Annotated in this window: 14 protein-coding genes; 3 read left to right on the top strand and 11 right to left on the bottom strand. The window is 64.8% G+C overall.

The features are described from left to right. Positions 1–143 precede the first annotated feature (143 nt). A complete protein-coding gene (locus AC56PL_RS11680; RefSeq protein WP_497153924.1) occupies positions 144–2,138 on the bottom strand; it encodes an FAD-dependent oxidoreductase in 1,995 nt (664 codons plus the stop codon). 40 nt (positions 2,139–2,178) lie between these two features. Further along, complete coding sequence (locus AC56PL_RS11675) at positions 2,179–2,883, bottom strand: maleate cis-trans isomerase family protein (protein WP_497153923.1); 705 nt, start codon at positions 2,881–2,883, stop codon at positions 2,179–2,181. Positions 2,884–3,115: 232 nt separating this feature from the next. Between AC56PL_RS11675 and AC56PL_RS11670 the strand changes: the two genes are divergently transcribed. Together AC56PL_RS11670 and AC56PL_RS11665 are read left to right on the top strand one after the other, a co-directional pair. After that, entirely contained in the window at positions 3,116–3,943 is an 828-nt protein-coding gene (locus AC56PL_RS11670; RefSeq protein ID WP_497153922.1) for a TauD/TfdA dioxygenase family protein, read from the top strand. Between the two features lie 46 nt (positions 3,944–3,989). After that, positions 3,990–4,778: a glucose 1-dehydrogenase gene (locus AC56PL_RS11665; RefSeq protein ID WP_495513850.1), complete on the top strand. Its 789-nt coding sequence runs from the start codon at positions 3,990–3,992 to the stop codon at positions 4,776–4,778. A 33-nt stretch (positions 4,779–4,811) separates the two neighbouring features. Here the strand turns inward: AC56PL_RS11665 and AC56PL_RS11660 are convergent, their stop codons facing one another. Beyond that, positions 4,812–6,287, bottom strand: coding sequence for an MFS transporter (locus AC56PL_RS11660; RefSeq protein WP_497153921.1), 1,476 nt, complete (start codon positions 6,285–6,287; stop codon positions 4,812–4,814). Positions 6,288–6,541: 254 nt separating this feature from the next. On the opposite strand from AC56PL_RS11660, the gene AC56PL_RS11655 reads away from it, so the two are divergent. Then, positions 6,542–7,192, top strand: a complete 651-nt coding sequence (locus AC56PL_RS11655; RefSeq protein ID WP_497153920.1) for a TetR/AcrR family transcriptional regulator — start codon at positions 6,542–6,544, stop codon at positions 7,190–7,192. 96 nt (positions 7,193–7,288) lie between these two features. On the opposite strand, the gene AC56PL_RS11650 is transcribed toward AC56PL_RS11655, so the two are convergent. From AC56PL_RS11650 to AC56PL_RS11615, 8 genes are all read right to left on the bottom strand, one after another. Beyond that, on the bottom strand, positions 7,289–7,804 hold the full coding sequence (locus AC56PL_RS11650) for a DoxX family protein (protein ID WP_482136564.1): 516 nt from the start codon (positions 7,802–7,804) through the stop codon (positions 7,289–7,291). A 106-nt stretch (positions 7,805–7,910) separates the two neighbouring features. Then, entirely contained in the window at positions 7,911–9,812 is a 1,902-nt protein-coding gene (pknB, locus tag AC56PL_RS11645; protein WP_495513847.1) for a Stk1 family PASTA domain-containing Ser/Thr kinase, read from the bottom strand. After that, a complete protein-coding gene (locus tag AC56PL_RS11640) occupies positions 9,812–11,197 on the bottom strand; it encodes a protein kinase domain-containing protein (protein WP_497153919.1) in 1,386 nt (461 codons plus the stop codon). Before AC56PL_RS11640 ends, pknB begins: the two co-directional genes overlap by 1 nt. Before the next feature lie 4 nt (positions 11,198–11,201). After that, on the bottom strand, positions 11,202–12,701 hold the full coding sequence (locus AC56PL_RS11635; RefSeq protein WP_495513845.1) for a penicillin-binding transpeptidase domain-containing protein: 1,500 nt from the start codon (positions 12,699–12,701) through the stop codon (positions 11,202–11,204). Further along, positions 12,698–14,125 (bottom strand): FtsW/RodA/SpoVE family cell cycle protein, encoded by a 1,428-nt coding sequence (locus AC56PL_RS11630; protein WP_497153918.1) that lies wholly within the window; start codon positions 14,123–14,125, stop codon positions 12,698–12,700. The genes AC56PL_RS11635 and AC56PL_RS11630 overlap by 4 nt, the downstream gene beginning before the upstream one ends. Further along, positions 14,125–15,594: a PP2C family protein-serine/threonine phosphatase gene (locus tag AC56PL_RS11625; protein ID WP_497153917.1), complete on the bottom strand. Its 1,470-nt coding sequence runs from the start codon at positions 15,592–15,594 to the stop codon at positions 14,125–14,127. The genes AC56PL_RS11630 and AC56PL_RS11625 overlap by 1 nt, the downstream gene beginning before the upstream one ends. Further along, positions 15,591–16,052 (bottom strand): FHA domain-containing protein FhaB/FipA, encoded by a 462-nt coding sequence (locus tag AC56PL_RS11620; protein WP_495513842.1) that lies wholly within the window; start codon positions 16,050–16,052, stop codon positions 15,591–15,593. Before AC56PL_RS11620 ends, AC56PL_RS11625 begins: the two co-directional genes overlap by 4 nt. Before the next feature lie 155 nt (positions 16,053–16,207). After that, complete coding sequence (locus tag AC56PL_RS11615) at positions 16,208–17,374, bottom strand: FhaA domain-containing protein (RefSeq protein ID WP_497153916.1); 1,167 nt, start codon at positions 17,372–17,374, stop codon at positions 16,208–16,210. Between the last annotated feature and the right edge of the window lie 172 nt (positions 17,375–17,546).

The raw sequence follows: 17,546 nt of genomic DNA, 5'->3' as shown, positions 1-17,546 counted from the left end.
AACCCCAAATTTATCGGCACGCGCCCACGGTCCACACCGTATTGGGCGAACCTGTCAGCAACAGGCGCCGCCAGGCACCTCCCAACTCCCCCCGAGTTCGTTGCTGACAGGTTCACTTGTTTCGGCGGCGGCCTGGCGAGGGTTCAGAGGTTTCGGGCGGCCTGCTCGCCTTCCCAGATGGCGTTGAAGATTCGCCGCGGCGCCTGCGCGTCTCCGACCACCTGGACATCGACGCCGCTGCCGTCGAGCTCACGGGCCAGCGCATCGTCGGCGGTGTTGCCGAGAACCAGCACGATGGCGTCGATGTCGGTGAGAACCGAAGTCTCCTGTGTGTACACATCTTTCACCGTCACAGTGTCACCGTCGATCTCGGTCACCTCGGTTCCGGGAGTGAATGTCATTCCCGCCCTGCGTAGTTGCCCGAATGCGAACGGAAGGTCGTGGGCATCGGCGAAGGCGTGTCCGAGCTGGGGGTATTGCGAGACGATGTGTACCGGATGGCGTCGGCTGAGAAGGTACTCGGCGGTGACAAATGCTTGCCGGTCACCGGTGTCGTCGACGATCAGGACGCGGTGAGGTATTTCGGTGCGGCCGGTGAGGATGTCCGCGGGCGTGTAGACGTTCCACTGATCGGAGCCGGGTAGCGCCGAGGCCGACACCCAGCGGTCGGGATGACGCGATGTCCAGCCGTGCCGGATCGGTGTGGATCCGGTGGCGATCACCGCCGCGTCGTAGTGTCCGATGAGATCGTCTGCGCTCGCCCGGTGCCCGAGCGCGATCTTGACGTTGCTGCCTTCGAGTTGCGTTGTCAGCCAGTCGGTGACGCCCGACCACTCGCCGTACGAGTCGGCCTTCGCGATCAGTCCGACCTGCCCGCCGAGTCTGGATTCCTGCTCGAAAAGCGTCACCTCGTGGCCGAGTTCGGATGCCGTGAGGGCCGCACGCAGTCCCGCTGGTCCACCGCCGACGACCGCGACGGTGCGTGGCCGCCGAGATCTGACATCGTCGAGGGCGAATACGCGTTCGCGGCCGACCTTCGGATTGTGTATGCAGGCGAGTGGGCCTCGCGCGAACGAGGCGACGCACCAGTTCGAGCCGATGCAGGGCCGAATGGTGTCGGAGCGTCCCCGCTGGGCCTTCTCCGGCCAGCGCGGATCGGCGATGAGCTGGCGCGCCATACCGACGAATTGTGCTCTGCCCGTGGCGAGTACGTCTTCGGCCATTTCCGGTGTGGTGATGCGGCCGACCGCGACGACGGGCACCGAGACCGCCCGGGTGATCGCGGCGGTGTCGGTGACCTCGTATCCGGCGGGTCGGGCAGCAGATGTCCCATAGATCTGCATCCGGTCCAGATAGGTGCCCTGGCTGGTGGAGATGTAGTCGACGGCGCCCCAGCGCTCGATTTCGACGGCGATCTGGACCCAGTCGGCGTTGGTCAGACCGGCTGCGGAATCGCCGTCGCTACTGTTGAGCCGGATTCCGAGGATGCGGTCCGCGGGGACGGCCTGCCGGACCTCGTCGACGATCCGACGTACGATGCGCATCCGATTCTCGAACGAACCACCATAAGCGTCGGTGCGATGATTGGTTGCCGGAGAAAGGAATTGACCGAGCAGGTAGCCGTGGGCCAGCCCGTGGACCTCGATACCGTCGACCCCGCCCTCGATCGCGTACCCGGCGGCCCGCACGTAGTGCGCCACCAGTTCGTCGATCTCGGGCAGCGACATCTCGTGGGGGATCTCGCGGTAGACCGTGTCGGGCACAGCGCTCGGTGCCCAGGTCGGCAGACGGCTGATGATCCCGTCGGTCTGCCTTCCCCGATGCCACAGTTGTGCCAGCAAAAGGGTTCCGTGTGGATGGACGGCCTGCACCACCGTGCGGTAACTGTCGACCACGGCGCTGTCGTAGGCGAGTATCACCCCGCGTCGCGGTTGGCTTGTCGGATGAACTGCCATGGCCTCCATGGTGATGACGCCGACGCCTCCGCGAGCACGTTCGGCGTAGTAGTCCGCGCTGGCGTCGGCGAACGTGCCGTCGGTGGAGAACTCCGTGGCATGTGCCGTCATCCAGACCCGGTTGCGGGCGGTGCGCGGCCCGAGGGCGATCGGCGAGAACAATGTGGGGTATTCGTGGGGCATGTGTGGCTCCAATACCTGGCCATCGGTGATGAACGTGCGGTCAGTGCTGCGCCAGCAGCTGGCCGAAGCCCTCGATCTGGTCAGGGATTCCGTTGGTGCGCAGGGCATGCCAGTAGGTGGCGGTATTGACCGCGATCACCGGGAGGCCGAGCCGCTGTTCGGCGTCGGCCGCGATTGCTCCGGCACACATGTTGGCCCCGAACTGGACGATGGCACGCGGCCGGCTCTTCGAGAGGCGGTCGAATCCCTCCTGCACGGTTTCCCTTGTGGTGTGCGCGATCTGCACTGCGCTGGGGGCGCGCAGGTGGATGGCGTCGTGTAGCTGGTAGCCGCAGTTCTCGACGAACGTCCGCAGGTGCCCCTCGGAGACAGGTTGGTACGGCGTGAGCAGTGCGACCGGCCCGTCACTCACACCGAGTGCGCGCAGAGCGGCCGGTATCGCGTCGCCGGCATGGACGAGTCGCAGGTCTTCGCCGAACTTTGCTCGAAGTCGTTGCTGGATACCGGCACCCGCTTTGGGGTCGCCGTACACCGCCTCGATCGAGACGCCGAGGACGATGCAGTCCGGCTCACAGGTCAGGACCCGCTCGACGGCATCATCGAGTCCGCGATCGATGTCGCGAACCAACAGTTCGAAATCGTCGTCGTTGCTGGTGACCCGGTCGGGGATGTGGATGCGCCCGATGTGGTTGGTGACACCTGTAGGCCGCATGTCGTCGTATTCGGGCTGAACGACGGTATTCACCGAAGGTGTGACGACTCCTAATTTCAGTCGCCAACCCAACGCATCGACCATGAGCGATCTCCCTCGAGTGGTGGGGCCCTGAGTTGCCGACAGGCAATCGGTGTCCTTATTGCATACACGCTCAATCTCAATCCTAGCAAGGATTGAAATAGTTATGAGGAAGACCTACATTGCATACACATCCATTCATGACCGGCGGATTTGCTGCCGCAATGATGAAAAGGAGAGCGCGATGGCCACACTCACCACCCGCAAACTGACCGATGTCGTAGGCGCCGAGCTGCTCGACGTCGATATCGACCGCCTGCGCCACGACGACGAATTGCCAACGGCATGCCTGGCCGCGCTGGAAGAACACGGCGTTCTGCTGCTGCGAGGTCTGCCCATCGACGACGAGGTGCAGGTTGAGTTCTGCCGGAAACTCGGTGATGTGGTGCAATTTCCCGCTTATCCGAATCCGGACGTCATGGAGATCAGTTTCGAGCCGTCGAATCCGAATGTGCGTTACTTCTCGAGCAACGACCATTGGCATTTCGACGGTTCGATGGACGAGACGCCTGCGAAAGCCGTGGCCCTGACTGCGCATGTGCTCGCGAGCGACGGCGGTGAGACAGAGTTCAGCAGCACGTACGCGGCCTATGACGTGCTGACCGACGAAGAGAAGGAACGATATGCAGACCTGCGGGTATTGCATACGTTCGAGGCGATACAGCGACGCAGTTACCCGGACCCGACACCGGAACAGCTCGAGGACTGGGCCACGTGGCCCGAACGTGAACATCCGCTGGTGTGGGAACACCGGTCCGGGCGGCGGTCATTGGTCTTCGGGCACAGCGCCTCTCACGTCGTTGGAATGGACTTCGACGAGGGCCGCGCACTGCTTGCCGATCTGGAGAAGCGCGCCACCTCGCCGGATCGGGTGTTGCGGCACGAGTGGCAGGTGGGCGACATGGTCCTGTGGGACAACCTCGGCCTGCTGCATCGAGCCTGTCCTTTCGACCGGACCGAAGCGCGCCGGATGCATCGGACCACCCTTGCCGGAACCGAGCCGATCACCTGAGCAGCCACGGCACCCCCAGAGGCCACGACGTACAGAGGAACTGAACATGCAACTGAAAGACAAGGTCGCCGTCGTCACCGGGGCAGGCTCCGGGATCGGGAAGTCGATCGCGCACCGGTTCGCCGCAGAGGGGGCGAAGGTGTTGTGCGCGAGCATAACCGGACGCGCTCTCGACGTTGCCGAGGAGATCGGCGAGGGTGCGGTCGGCGTCCAGGCGGATATCAGCAAGGAGGAGGATGTCCAGCGCATGATCGCGACCGCGGAAGAATCGTTCGGGCGGGTCGACATCCTGGTCAACAACGCGGGCTTCGGCGGCACGATGATGCCCCTGCACCTGCAGAGCACCGAGGACTGGGACCGCGTTCACGATGTGAATTTGCGGGGGGTGTTCCTGTGCATGAAATACGGGGTTCTGTCGATGCTCGAGTCCGGCGGCGGATCCATCGTGAACATCTCTTCGATGACGGCCATGGTGGGCTTCAAACATCACGGTGTCTACGGGGCGGCCAAGGCAGGCGTCAATCAGCTGACCAAAACCGGGGCCCTCGACTACGTGGACAACAACATCCGGGTCAATGCGGTGTGCCCGGGGACGGTGTGGACGGGCTTGGTCGCCATGTCCAAGGAGCATCCGGTGCCACCTCCGGGAGCCACGCGGGTGCCGGGTATCCCGATGGATCGGTGGGGTATGCCCGAGGAAATAGCCTCGGCAGCATTGTTTTTCGCCAGCGACGCTTCTTCGTATGTCACCGGTGTCCTGATGCCGGCCGACGGTGGCTACTCGGTCGGGTTCTCGGGGATGGGTGCCGAGAAATCGGGGCGGACGCCTGCCTGATCCCCGGGTCCCCGGTCGAAGGCCGTGCATCCTTCAACGAGTCGAAGAGAGCGATTCGCTGTTCTCGCCTGCCGTGTTCACCTCGAGCTGGGCAGCGGAAATGCTGAACTTTGGGATGAACCAGGCGATTCCGAAGGAAAGCAGCGATGCCACGGCGCCGCAGGCCATGACGATGCGGAACGCGCTTTCGGTGGGAACGGTCGTCGAACCCAACGACATCGTCATCTGCGCCAGGATCACCCCGGCGATGGCACTGGCGAAAGATGTTCCGACAGAGCGCATCAACGTGTTGAAACTGTTGGCGGCACCGGTTTCGGTCGCCGGTACCGCACCCATGATCAGAGCAGGCATGGCGCCGTAGGCCAAACCGATGCCGAAGCCGACGATGATCGAGATGAGCACCATCTGCCAGATCGAGTGCATGAACATCACGCCGATTCCGTAGGCGATTGCCACGGCGATCGCGCCGAACATCAACGTGGTCTTGGGACCTCGGGTTGTCGTGATGTGCGCGGACAGCGGCGAGACCAGCATCATCATCAGTCCGGAGGGTGCCATCACGACTCCGGCGACCAGCATCGACTGCCCGAGGCCGTAGCCGGTGGCGGTTGGCAACTGTAAGACCTGGGGGAACACCAGACTCATCGAGAACATGGCGAACCCGAGAACGATGGAGGCCATGTTGGTGAAGAGCACCTGGGGTCGGACACTGACCCGCAGGTCGACCAGCGGTTGCGACACCCGTAGTTCCCACCAGGCCCAGATGACGAAGAACACTGCGGCCAGGATCGCCAAACCGATTGTCGTCGAAGAGGTCCAGCCCCAGTCGGCGCCCTTGGAGATCGCGAGCAGCATCGAGACCATCGCGACCGACAGTGACAGTGCCCCACCGAAGTCGAAGCTACCTCCGCTCCGCAAATTCGATTCGGGCACAACAACAATCACCAGCACGGTGGCGATGATGCCCATTGCGGCCGACGCCCAGAACAGAACGTGCCAGTTGGAGAACTCGGCGATCAGGGCCGAAACAGGTAGGCCCAGCGCACCGCCGACACCGAGTGAGGAACTCATGGTCGCGACGGCGCCGGGCAGCTTCTTGGCAGGCAGCATGTCGCGCATGACACTGATGCCCAGGGGGATGACACCGGCGGCCATGCCCTGCAGCGACCGGCCGACGATGAGGGTGACGATGTCGGAGGCCAGTGCGCAGACCATCGAACCGGCGATGAGTAGCGAGAAGCAGACCAACAATATGCGGCGTTTGCCGAACATGTCGCCGAGGCGGCCCATCATCGGGACGGAGACACTGGCCGCAAGCAGGGTGGCGGTGATCGCCCAGGCGGTGTTGGACGCCGACGCGTCGAGTAGCCCGGGCAATAGGGGAATGATCGGAATGATCATGGTGTGGGTCAGGGCGGCGACCACACCGGAGAATGCCAGGACCGCGACGATGGCCGTCGGGTTGGTGTCGATGCGCTGGTCAGAGCCTGAGTTTTCGGCGGACGACATCGGCAGACTCCATCAGGCGTGCTTTCGAGAGCATCAATCAGTCAATTGACTTATCCAAAACTAGATCCTGATTGTGGTTCAGTCAACTGACCGGGGGTGGAGGTGACCCATGTCATCGGGATCAAATATCGGGAACATTGCAAGCCGTTGCTAAATCAACTGATTGACCATGTGGCCGAATGACGGTTGAATGGCGTCAGGAACAGGGCTCATCCCATAGGCCCTGGCCTGAATCACAACGCGGAAGTGAGTCGATGACTGCGACGGCTGGATCAAAATCGACGCGTGCGGTGGCGACGCGCGAGCTCATCCTCACCGCTGCCGAACGACTCTTTGCCGAAGAGGGCGTCTTTGCGATTTCGAATCGCCAGGTGAGCGAGGCCGCGGGACAAGGCAACAACGCGGCAGTGGGATACCACTTCGGCACCAAGACCGATCTGGTCCTGGCGATCGTCAACAAACACTCCCTGCAGATCGAGGAGTCCCGCGCGAAGCTGCTCGAGGAAACCGAGGGTTCCACCGACATCCGCGCGTGGATCTCGTGTCTCGTACGGCCGTCGACGCAGCACATGGCCGAGCTCGGCACGCCGAGCTGGTACGCCCGGTTCAATGCGCAGGTCCAGACCGATCCGTCCCTGCGGATGCTGGCTTATCAGCAGACCGAACGGGTGTCCCCGTCGTTGACTCCGATGGTGCAGGGCTTCGGGGCGACGCTTGCGCACCTGCCTGCGGACATCCGCGTCGCGCGCGCCACGATGGGACGACTGCTGATGACGCACATGTGTGCCGAACGCGAACTCCAGCTGGCGACCGACGACACGGCTGACGCTGCGAGCTGGGACGACTTCGGAACCGATCTGATCGATGCCATGGCGGGTATGTGGACCGCGCCCGTGACCCGCTGAGCGCACCTCACACAACACAGGCCGACGACCCGATGAGGGTCGCCGGCCTGTGTTTTTGGTGCCCGGCGTTTTGGTGCCCGGTGTTTTGGTGTGTGGTTACTTGGAGACCGGCCGATGGAAGGCGGCGAGCTGCACGCCGGCCGCCGCCAGTCCCACACCCGCAGCCAGGGCGGCACCCTGGTTGGTGCTGAGCTTGCTGTCCAGACCCAGGGCGCGGTCGACGCTGAAACGGCCGGGTCCGATGGCGGCAAGGGCGACCGCGGCGGCTGCGAGGTTGGCGACGTACTCCCAGCCCTCCGAGGTGATGAAGAAGCCGTTGGGCTGATGCACCGAACGGGCGGCGACCGCCATCGTGCCGACGACCGCGGCCGCGGCGAGCGGGGTCCCGGCTCCGGCGACGATCGCGGCCCCGGCCCCGACCTCCACCACGGCAGAGGCCTGCGCCTGCAGCTTCGGCTGACGGAAACCGATCGATCCGAACCATCCGGCGGTGCCTTCGAGGCTGCGGCCGTGCTTGATGCCGTGGGCGATCATGGTCCCGCCGATGGCGGCGCGAAGCAGCAACTGCACGGCGGTATGGTCGGATTTCGGTGCGCGGAACAGGCTAGTCATCGGTGCGGGGACCCTTCGTTCGGTACGTGTGCGTCAAATCTCACTTATGAAGGGTGTACCACCCCGTCACACCTTCCGGCGCGGCGAGGGGCCGAACGGCCAGGTACTAGGGCAGCAGTGCAGCCCGACCGACGGTGATCGTGATCGCTCCGTCCTTGCGTGCCAAGGTCCCCGGTGACGGTGTCTGATCGAGAATCTTGCCGTCGTCGGAACTGCCGAGCGGGACGTTGCGCGGGACCGACGTGATGGTGCCGCGTTCCCATCCGGCCGTCGCCAGCTGTGTCTCTGCCTGGGCGGCAGTGCGCCCACGCAGATCGGGCACCACGTACATGTTGCCGCGACTGACCGTCACCTGGATGATGCTGCCTTCGTCCACCTCTTCGCCGGCATTCGGTGAGGTACTGATGACCGTGCCCTGCGGCAGTTCGGAATCAGCCTCGATCGGTGAGATCTCCAGTCGAAGTTGCGTCAGATTGGTCCGTGCCTGTTGCAGTCGCTGGCCGGTCAGGTCGGGCACGGTGACCAGGCGGGGCCCGGTTCCGACCTGCATGGTGATCAGGGTCGTGACCGTCTGGGTGCTGCGTGCCGGCGGGTCGGTGCCCACCACCTTGCCCTTGAGCTCAGCGGTGGAACTGACCTCGACCGATCTGACGTTGCCGAATCCGAGATTGTTCAGTTCAGCGGTCGCCAGATCCAGCGTGCGTCCCCTCACGTCGGGCACCTGCTGGCGCTGCGGACCGGCCGAGACGTACAGCGTCACCGTCGAGCCCTTGTCGGCCGATACGCCCTCACCGGGTGTGGTGCGTGTCGGATTGCCCTCGGGGACGGTGGCGCTCGGTTCATCGCGCTGGTTGACGCGGAAACCCATCGTCTCCAGTTCGGCTCGCGCGTCGGCCGCGGACATCTCCGTGACTCGTGGAATGGAGATCTGTGGCGTCTCGTCCGAAGCCCACGGCTGGATCAACAGCAACGTGACGGCCACGACCGCCAGGAGTGCAAGTGCGCTCATGGCCGCGTATTTAAGGGCCTTGTGACGCTTCGGCGGCGGATCGTCATCGCCGCGGCCAGGTGAGCCCGCGGCTCCGACCCGGGCAACCCGGGCACGGGGCCCGGTGTCGATCAGGGCGGTACGGTCCTCGTCGCTCATCACCATCGGCGCACTCGGCTTGCCGCCTGCGAGCACCTTGATCAGATCCGAACGCATCTCGGCGGCCGACTGGTAGCGGTTCGCCGGGTTCTTGCTCATCGCCTTGAGCACGATCGAGTCGAGCTCGGGTGGGATACCCGGGCGCACCGACGACGGGACGGGCGGATCCTCCCGGACGTGTTGATAGGCCACGGCCACGGGGGAGTCGCCGGTGAACGGGGGCTCTCCGGTGAGCAATTCGAAGAGCACACAACCCAGCGAATACACGTCGCTACGGGCGTCGACGCTCTCTCCACGGGCTTGTTCGGGCGACAGGTACTGGGCGGTGCCGATGACCGCAGCCGTCTGTGTCATCGAGTTGCCGGTGTCCGACATGGCGCGGGCGATGCCGAAGTCCATCACCTTGACCGCACCGGACTTGTCGATCATGATGTTCGCCGGCTTCACGTCGCGATGGACGATGCCGTTCTGGTGCGAAAAGTGCAGGGCTGCAGCAACATCGGCGATCCAGGTCATTGCCTGCCGGGGGCTGACATGACCTTCGGCCCGCAGCACGTCGCGCAGGGTCTCGCCGTCGACGAACTCCATCACGATGAAAGGCAATGGCCCCTCGGGCGTTTCGGCCTCACCGGTGTCGAACACCGACACGATCGTCGGGTGATTCAGCGCCGCCGCATTCTGGGCCTCACGCCGGAAGCGGAGGTAGAACGTGGGGTCGCGGGCGAGGTCGGCGCGCAGGACCTTGATCGCGACGTCGCGATGCAGCAGCAGGTCGCGGGCCAGATGGACCTCGGACATGCCACCGAAACCGAGCGTCTCACCCAGTTCGTAGCGTTCTGAAACCTGCCTTGGGACAGCCATCAACCACCGTTCCCTGAATCAGGACCCGTGGTCGTGGTCGTGGACGCGTCGTCGTCTGGCCCGGAATCGGTCTCCTCACGGGCAGGCAACCCGGGGATCGAGATGGTCGGCAGCGTGAAGATCGGGCTTCGTTCCGTGGTGGTCGTGGTGGTCGGCTCCGGCGTGGTGGTGGTCGTGGTGTCCTCGGTGGTCGTCGTGGTTGTCGTGGTGGTCCGCGTGGTCGTGGTGGTTGTTTCCTCGGTGGTCCGCGGCACCGTCGTGGTGGTCGTCGTTGTCCGGGGCCTCGACGAACTCGGCGACGGTGTGTCGGGATCGTCGTTGGAGGACATCAACAGGAAGCCGACGGCGATGAGCGCTCCGAGGAGCAGCAGCACCGCGACAGCGGCCAGCGCCTTTTGTCCGCCAGACCATCCGTCCTGCGACCCGGGAGGCGGCGTCGCCGGTCCTTTCGGAGGTGGGGTCGCCCGAACGGCGCTGGTGGTGGCAGGCGGAGCCATCGCCGCGGTGGCGGGACGGGCCGCGGCCGCGGCCGTGCCGGGAGGTGGCGGACGACGGCCTGCACGCACCGCTGCGACGGCGTTGGCGAACTCGCCACCGTCGGAGTAGCGCTGATGGGGGTCCTTGGCCATCGTGATCTCGATGAGTTCACGGACGTTGGCAGGCAGATCCGTCGGTAGCGGCGGCGCTTCTTCGCGGATGTGTTTCATCGCGACGGTGATGGCGCCGTCCCCGAGGAACGGGCGGCGACCGGAGATCGCCTCGTAGCCGACGACTCCGAGCGAGTACACGTCCGATGCTGCGGTCGCATCCTCTCCGAGCGCCTGCTCGGGCGAGATGTACTGCGCAGTGCCCATGACCATGCCGGTCTGCGTGACCGGGGCGGCGTCGACGGCCTTGGCGATACCGAAGTCGGTGATCTTCACCTGACCGGTCGGGGTGATCAGGATGTTGCCGGGTTTGACGTCGCGATGGACCAGACCGGCATCGTGCGCGGCCTTGAGAGCCCGGCCGGTTTGTTCGAGCATGTCCAACGCGTTGTGCAACGACAGGCGCCCGACCCGCGACAACACCGCGTTGAGGGGCTCACCGTTGACCAGTTCCATCACCAGGTAGGCGACAGATCCGGCACCCGGGTCCTGCGCTTCGCCGTAGTCGAAGACGTTGGCGATGCCCGGATGATTCAGCTGGGCGGTGGTGCGGGCCTCGGTGCGGAAACGCTCGAGGAACTCGGGATCGTCGGAGAACTCAGCCTTGAGGACCTTCACGGCGACGCGGCGGCCCAGCCTGGTGTCCATGGTTTCCCACACCTGGCCCATGCCGCCGGTTGCGATCAGCCGCATCAGCCGATAACGGCCGGCGATGGTCGTCCCACCTTGCAAACTCACGCGGTCACCTCTCACCTACGAGCGCGTTGATGACCGCGCGCCCGATTGGAGCGGCCGAGGAGCCGCCCGTTGCCTGTAGTCCTCCATCGCCGTTCTCGACGATCACCGCAACCGCGACCTTGGCATTGCTCGACGGCCCGAACGCGATGTACCAGGCGAACGGGGTTTCGTCGGCGCCCTGGGTGTCGGAGTGTTCGGCTGTGCCGGTCTTCGAAGCGATCGGCACCGATCCGCCCGCACCCGTGGTGTTGCGCTCGGAATCGACCATCATCGCGGTCAGCGTGGCAGCTGTCTGCGCGGAGATCGGTTCGTTGAGTGCGTTCGGTCGGGTGGTGTGCAGTGTCTTGAGGTCGGGAGCCTGGAGTTTATCCACGAGATATGGCTGCATGCGAACTCCACCGTTGGCGATCGTTGCCGCGATCATCGCATTTTGGATCGGGGTGAAGCGGACATCGCGCTGGCCGATGGAGCTCTGGCCGAGTGCGGCGAGGTCCGGGATCGGGCCAACGGTGGACTCGGCGACCGGAAGCGGCGTGTTGGGCAGCTTGGCGTCGACGCCGAAGGCATTGGCCTGTTTCTTGACCGTCTCGACGGGATTCTGCAGCTTCGAGGTGGACAGGTCGACAAATGCCGTGTTGCACGAATACTCCAGCGCCTGGTGCATCGTGACGGTGCCACCACTGGAGGCCGGGCAGGTCTGGTTGCCGTAGTTGGTGAGCGAGGTCTGCGTCTGCGGCAGCACGATGCTGTTGTCGGCGGTCAGCCGGGTGTTCTCGTCGAGGCCCTCCTCCAGTGCCGCCGCGGCCGTGATCACCTTGAAGGTCGAGCCGGGTGGGTAGGTCTCGTTCAGCGCGCGGTTGAGCATCGGCTGGTAGCCGGTGGCGTCGGCGGGATTCCAGGCGGCCCACGCGTCTTCCCGCACGGTCGCGTCGTGGCTGGCCAGCAGGTTCGGGTTGTAACTGGGGGTGGAGACCATCGCCAGGATCGCGCCGGTGCTGGGATCGAGCGCAACCACCGCACCGCGACAGCCCCCGTTGCAGCCGGCCGTCATCTGTTCGTAGGCGACCTGCTGCGCCCGCGGGTTGATGGTGGTGATCACGTTGCCGCCGCGAGGGTCGCGGCCGGAGAACATGTCGGCGAACCGTTGCCCGAACAGCCGGTCGTCGTTGCCGTTGAGGAACGAGTCCTCGGCTTGTTCGAGGCCGGAGCTCCCGTACTGGAACGAGTAGTAACCGGTGACGGGCGCGTACGCGTCTGCCCACGGGTTCGGGTAGGTGCGCAGGTACTGCAGTCGATCGTCGGTGGGGACGGACTGGGCGATGACGTCGTTGCCCGCGGTGATCTGGCCCCGCTGGCGTGAGTACTCGTCGAGCAGGACCCGCTGGTTGCGGGGGTCGGCCCGGAGGTCGTCGGCCTTGAAGACCTGGACGTAGGTGGCGTTGATCAGCAGCGCGAGGATGATCACCATGACTGCCGTCACCACGCGACGGATGGGAATGTTCATGGGCGTTTCACCATTTGCGTGGGCGCATCTGCGATCGGTGTCGGTTTCTTCTTGGTCGGGTCGGGTTCACGCGCGGCATTGGACACGCGGAGCAGTAGCGCCACCAAGATGTAGTTCGCCAGCAGCGAGGAACCACCATACGACATGAACGGCGTGGTCAGACCGGTCAGTGGGATCAGCTTGGTGACACCGCCGACGACAACGAACACCTGCATCACGATGGTGAACGCCAAGCCGGTGGCGAGGAGTTTGCCGAAGCTGTCGCGCACCATGATCCCGGTTCGCAGTCCGCGGGTGACCAGGATCAGATAGAGCATCAGGATCGCGGCCAGTCCGACCAGCCCGAGCTCTTCACCGATCGTCGCGATGATGAAGTCGGTGTTGGCGAACGGCACGATGTTCGGGCGGCCAGAACCCAGACCGGTCCCGAACACACCGCCGGTCGCCAGCCCGAACAACCCCTGCCCGACCTGATAGCCCTGCCCGTAGAAGTCGCTGAACGGGTCCTGCCAGATGCTGACCCGGACCTGGAGATGGGAGAACAACTGGTAGGCGAAGATTGCCCCGAGTGCGAACAGACTGACGCCGATGATGAGCCAGCTGACCCGTTCGGTCGCCACATAGAGCATCACCAGCATCGTGGAGAAGATCAGCAGCGACGTTCCCAGATCCGACTCGAATGCCAGCACGCCGATGGAGATGACCCAGGCGGCCAGCAGGGGACCGAGATCGCGGGCCCGGGGCAGGTCCATGCCGAGGAAGTGTTTACCCGCGGTGGTGAACAGGTCGCGTTTCGAGACCAGCAGGGACGCGGTGAAGATGATGATCAGGATCTTCGAGAACTCACCGGGCTGAATGTTGAACAGCGGTGTGCGGATCCAGATCTTCGAGCCGTTGATCTCCGACATCGACGACGGCAGGATCGCCGGGATGGCAAGGAAGATCAGGCCTCCGACACCGAGGATGTAGCTGTACCGCGACAACGTGCGGTGGTCGCGGATCAGGATCAGGACCGCCACGAACGCGATGATGCCCAGGACCGCCCACAGCACCTGTTGATCGGCGTCATGGGTGCGCTCGATGGGGCTGGCGGTCTCGCCGTTCTGTCCGGTGCCGAGATCGAGGCGGTGGATGATCACCAGGCCCAGCCCGTTCAGGGTCGCGACCAGCGGCAGGATCACCGGATCGGCGTAGGGCGCAAACCGGCGGACCACCAGGTGCGCAAACCCGAAGAGCAGCATGTAGGCACCGATGTACTTCGCGATATCCCAAGTGACACTTTGGGATTGAGCGACCTGAACCAGGATCAGCGCGGCGAAGACGATGACGGTGGACAGGCCGAGCAGGGCAAGCTCGAAGTTGCGTCCGGTGTAGGGCCGGGCGGGCCCCGATGCTGGTGTCTGAGTGACGGCGGCCTGTGACATCAGCGGCTCCGACAGTTCCCCGGCTGGGGCGCCGGTGTCGTCGACAGCGGCGGCATCGTGCTGGCCGTGCCGGATTGCGGAGCAACGGTTGTCGATGTCGTCGAATCACCGGGCTGGGGTGTGCCCGGCTGGGGCGCCGGTGTCTGCGGTTGCGGCGTGATCGCCTCGGTGGACGCCGAAGGTTCTTCCGGGCACAGCGGCAACAGGTTGTCCATCAGGTCGCGGACCTGGGATTCGGCGTCCCCGAGCGACACCGGGTCGCGGCCGTCGAGGGACGCCGGTGCGGTCCCGGTCAGGTCGGAGACCTTCAACGGCACGCAGTCGGCCGGCTGGTTGGCGTAGTCGGCCAGCGTGACGGTGGGGTTGTCGGTGTTCATGTCCTTGGTGCAGGTGATCTTGCTCAGCTCGTGCAGGCTCATCCCGAGGACCGAACCCTGTAGCCCGCGATAGACCACGACCTGGCCGTCGGATTGGCCCACGTAGTAATTCGACCGGACGATCGCGCGTCCGACGAACAGGCCACCGATCAGCAGGGCGATGATCGCCACGGCAACGCCCGCGAGGATCCATTTGCGACGCGGGTGTGCCTGCCGGGGTTCGGGTTCGGGTGTGCCGATCGTGGGTCGACGCGGGGTCTGCGCGGGTGGCCGCAACGCTGCCGCCCGCCCGGCCGAGGTGCTCGGATCTGGGACGTATTCCTGATCGTCGCCACCGGCCGCGCCACCGACGATCGGCCGGCTCTCGCCGTAATCGACATCGACGACGTCGGCGATGACCACGGTGACGTTGTCCGGACCGCCGCCTCGCAAGGCGAGTTCGATCAGCCGGTCGGCGCAGTCGCGGTGGTTCTCGACCGACAACATGGTGTCGCGGATCGTCTCTTCGCTGACCACGTCGGACAGTCCGTCGCTGCAGAGCAGATAGCGATCGCCTGCCCGTGCTTCACGCACGGTCAGCGTCGGTTCGACCTCGGTGCCGGTGAGCGCCCGCATGATCAGTGAGCGCTGCGGATGCGTGTGGGCTTCCTCGGCCGTGATCCGGCCTTCTTCGACGAGGGTCTGAACGAACGTGTCGTCACGAGTTATCTGGGTGAGCTGGCCGTCGCGCAACAGATATCCACGGGAATCACCGATATGGCAGAGCCCGAGCCGGGAACCGGCGAACAGGATCGCGGTCAGTGTGGTCCCCATGCCGTCGAGCTCGGGGGCTTCGGCGACCTGATCGGCGATCGCCTGATTGCCGCGCCGGGTGGCGGCGTCGAGTTTGGCGAGCAGGTCTCCGCCGGGTTCGTCGTCGTCGAGAGGACGCAGCGCCTGGATGACCAGTTGGCTGGCCACCTCACCGGCCGCGTGGCCGCCCATGCCATCGGCCAGGGCGAGTAGACGGGCACCGGCGTAGACCGAGTCTTCGTTGTTGGCGCGGACCAGGCCACGGTCGCTCCGCGCGATATAGCGCAACACCAATGTCACGGGCGCAACTCAATCACGGTTTTGCCCACGCGTACCGGAGTTGCCAGGGGCACCCGCACGGCGGTGGTGACTTTCGACCGATCGAGATAGGTGCCGTTGGTGGATCCGAGGTCCTCGACGTACCAGTCGTCACCACGGCGGATCAGGCGTGCGTGACGCTCGGAGGCGTATTCGTCGGTGAGGACAAGGGTGGAGTCGTCGGCCCGCCCCAGCAGGACGGGCTGGGTGCCGAGGGTGATCCGGGTGTTGGCCAGCGCACCGTGTGTGACCACGAGATATCGGGCAGCGCCCTTGACTCGGGCCGGTGAGCCCTGGGTCCGACGTTCGAACCTGGTCGGTGGTCGTTGGCCCGTCGCGGCATAGACGTCGCTGCGGATAACCCGGAGCACAGCCCAGATCATCAGCCACAAGAGCAGCAGGAAACCGACACGCGTCAACTGCAGCACTATGCCTTGCACGTTTTCTCACCTCCTGGGCCAGCCATCAAAGTCCAGTGCATCTTATGGCCCAGTGGCCTCTATGTAGCTACTCGGATGTGTTTCCAACGCAAAGAAAGTGAGTCGGGTCATGCCGGGAACGGTGGCCGGAGCCCCCGCCCCGTCGGGTGAGCGGTCTACTGGAAGCGAACGGTAATGTCGGAATGTCCGACGCGGATCCGGTCGCCGTCGGCCAATTCCCAGCTGCTGACCTGGACATCGTTGACCGTGGTGCCGTTCGTGGAGTTCAGGTCGTTGAGCAATGCGCTCGATCCGTCCCAGCGAATTTCTACGTGGCGCCGCGAGACGCCGGTGTCCGGGAGCCGGAACTGGGCGTCCTGGCCGCGACCGATCACATTGGAACCGTTACGCAATTGAAAGGTGCGGTTGCTGCCGTCTTCGAGCAGCAAGGTGATGGAGCTGGGCGCGTAGCCGGCAGGCGGTGCCGCGTAGCCCTGTCCGGCGTAGCCGCCCTGCTGATCCGGAGCGGCGTAACCCTGCTGGTCGCCGTACCCCTGGTCGTAGCCGCCCTGCTGGTAGCCCTGGTCGTATCCGGGCTGTGCGTAGCCGCCCTGCTGGCCGTAGGCGGGCTGCTGCTCGTAGCCACCCTGCTGGTAGCCCTGGTCGTATCCGGGCTGCTGGGCGTAACCCTGCTGGTCATACTCGTCCTGCCGGCTGTATGCCGCAGGCGCGGCATCGGCGCTCTGGTCTTCGGGCTGGTACGGCTGCTGACCGTAGCCGGGAGGCGGGTAGGAGCCCTGTTCGTAACCTCCGCGCTGGTCGTATCCGGAGTTCTTGGTCATGGGAACGGCTCCTACTGGTGGGATTCGGTTTGGTCCTGCGGGTTGCGGCCCTGCCTGCGGACGGGGCGGGGGCGGCCCGGGCGGGCCTACCTGTTGGTCACCCGGTGAGGGTACGGGCATCGGGCGGGCATCGGGGTTTACCGCACCTCGAGCCCGGAATTGACCCGTGTGCAGGGTGGGTGACTGGGCAAACTCGACAACCACTTCGCCATACGTCTGCCACCCGTTGTCTCGGATGAAGTTCTCGAGGTGCTTGGAGAACGTTTTGCGATTCAGCTCGTACTCCGCCGCCATCTCCTGATGGTCGGTTGAACTGACCACCAGGGTGTACGCGTTGGGTGCGAGTTTGCTGCCGTCGCCGAGGTCTTCGAGACGGTCTTCTGCCTCGCGCTGAAGCGCGTTCTCGACCTCTTGAGGTGCTACTTTGCCGCCGAAGACCCGGGCGAAGCCGTCATCTACCGCACCTTCTAGCTTGCGTTCGATTCTTTGCAGAATCCCCATCACCGACGACCTCCCTCCGCATTGTCAGCGTGTCGGCGTGCCAATCGTGCTTTTTGATGATAGCGACTCATCTGTTTCATGGGCACTCCAGGGAGAACATCTGCACCGTCCGCCACAGATGTCCCATATTCGTCTGTCCCATATTCGTCCCTCCAATATTGCAGTCATATCG

Source organism: Williamsia sp. Y721, assembly GCF_059683565.1.
Note: the sequence above shows the minus strand (reverse complement) of the source record. Positions and strands in the feature narration are given on the sequence as shown.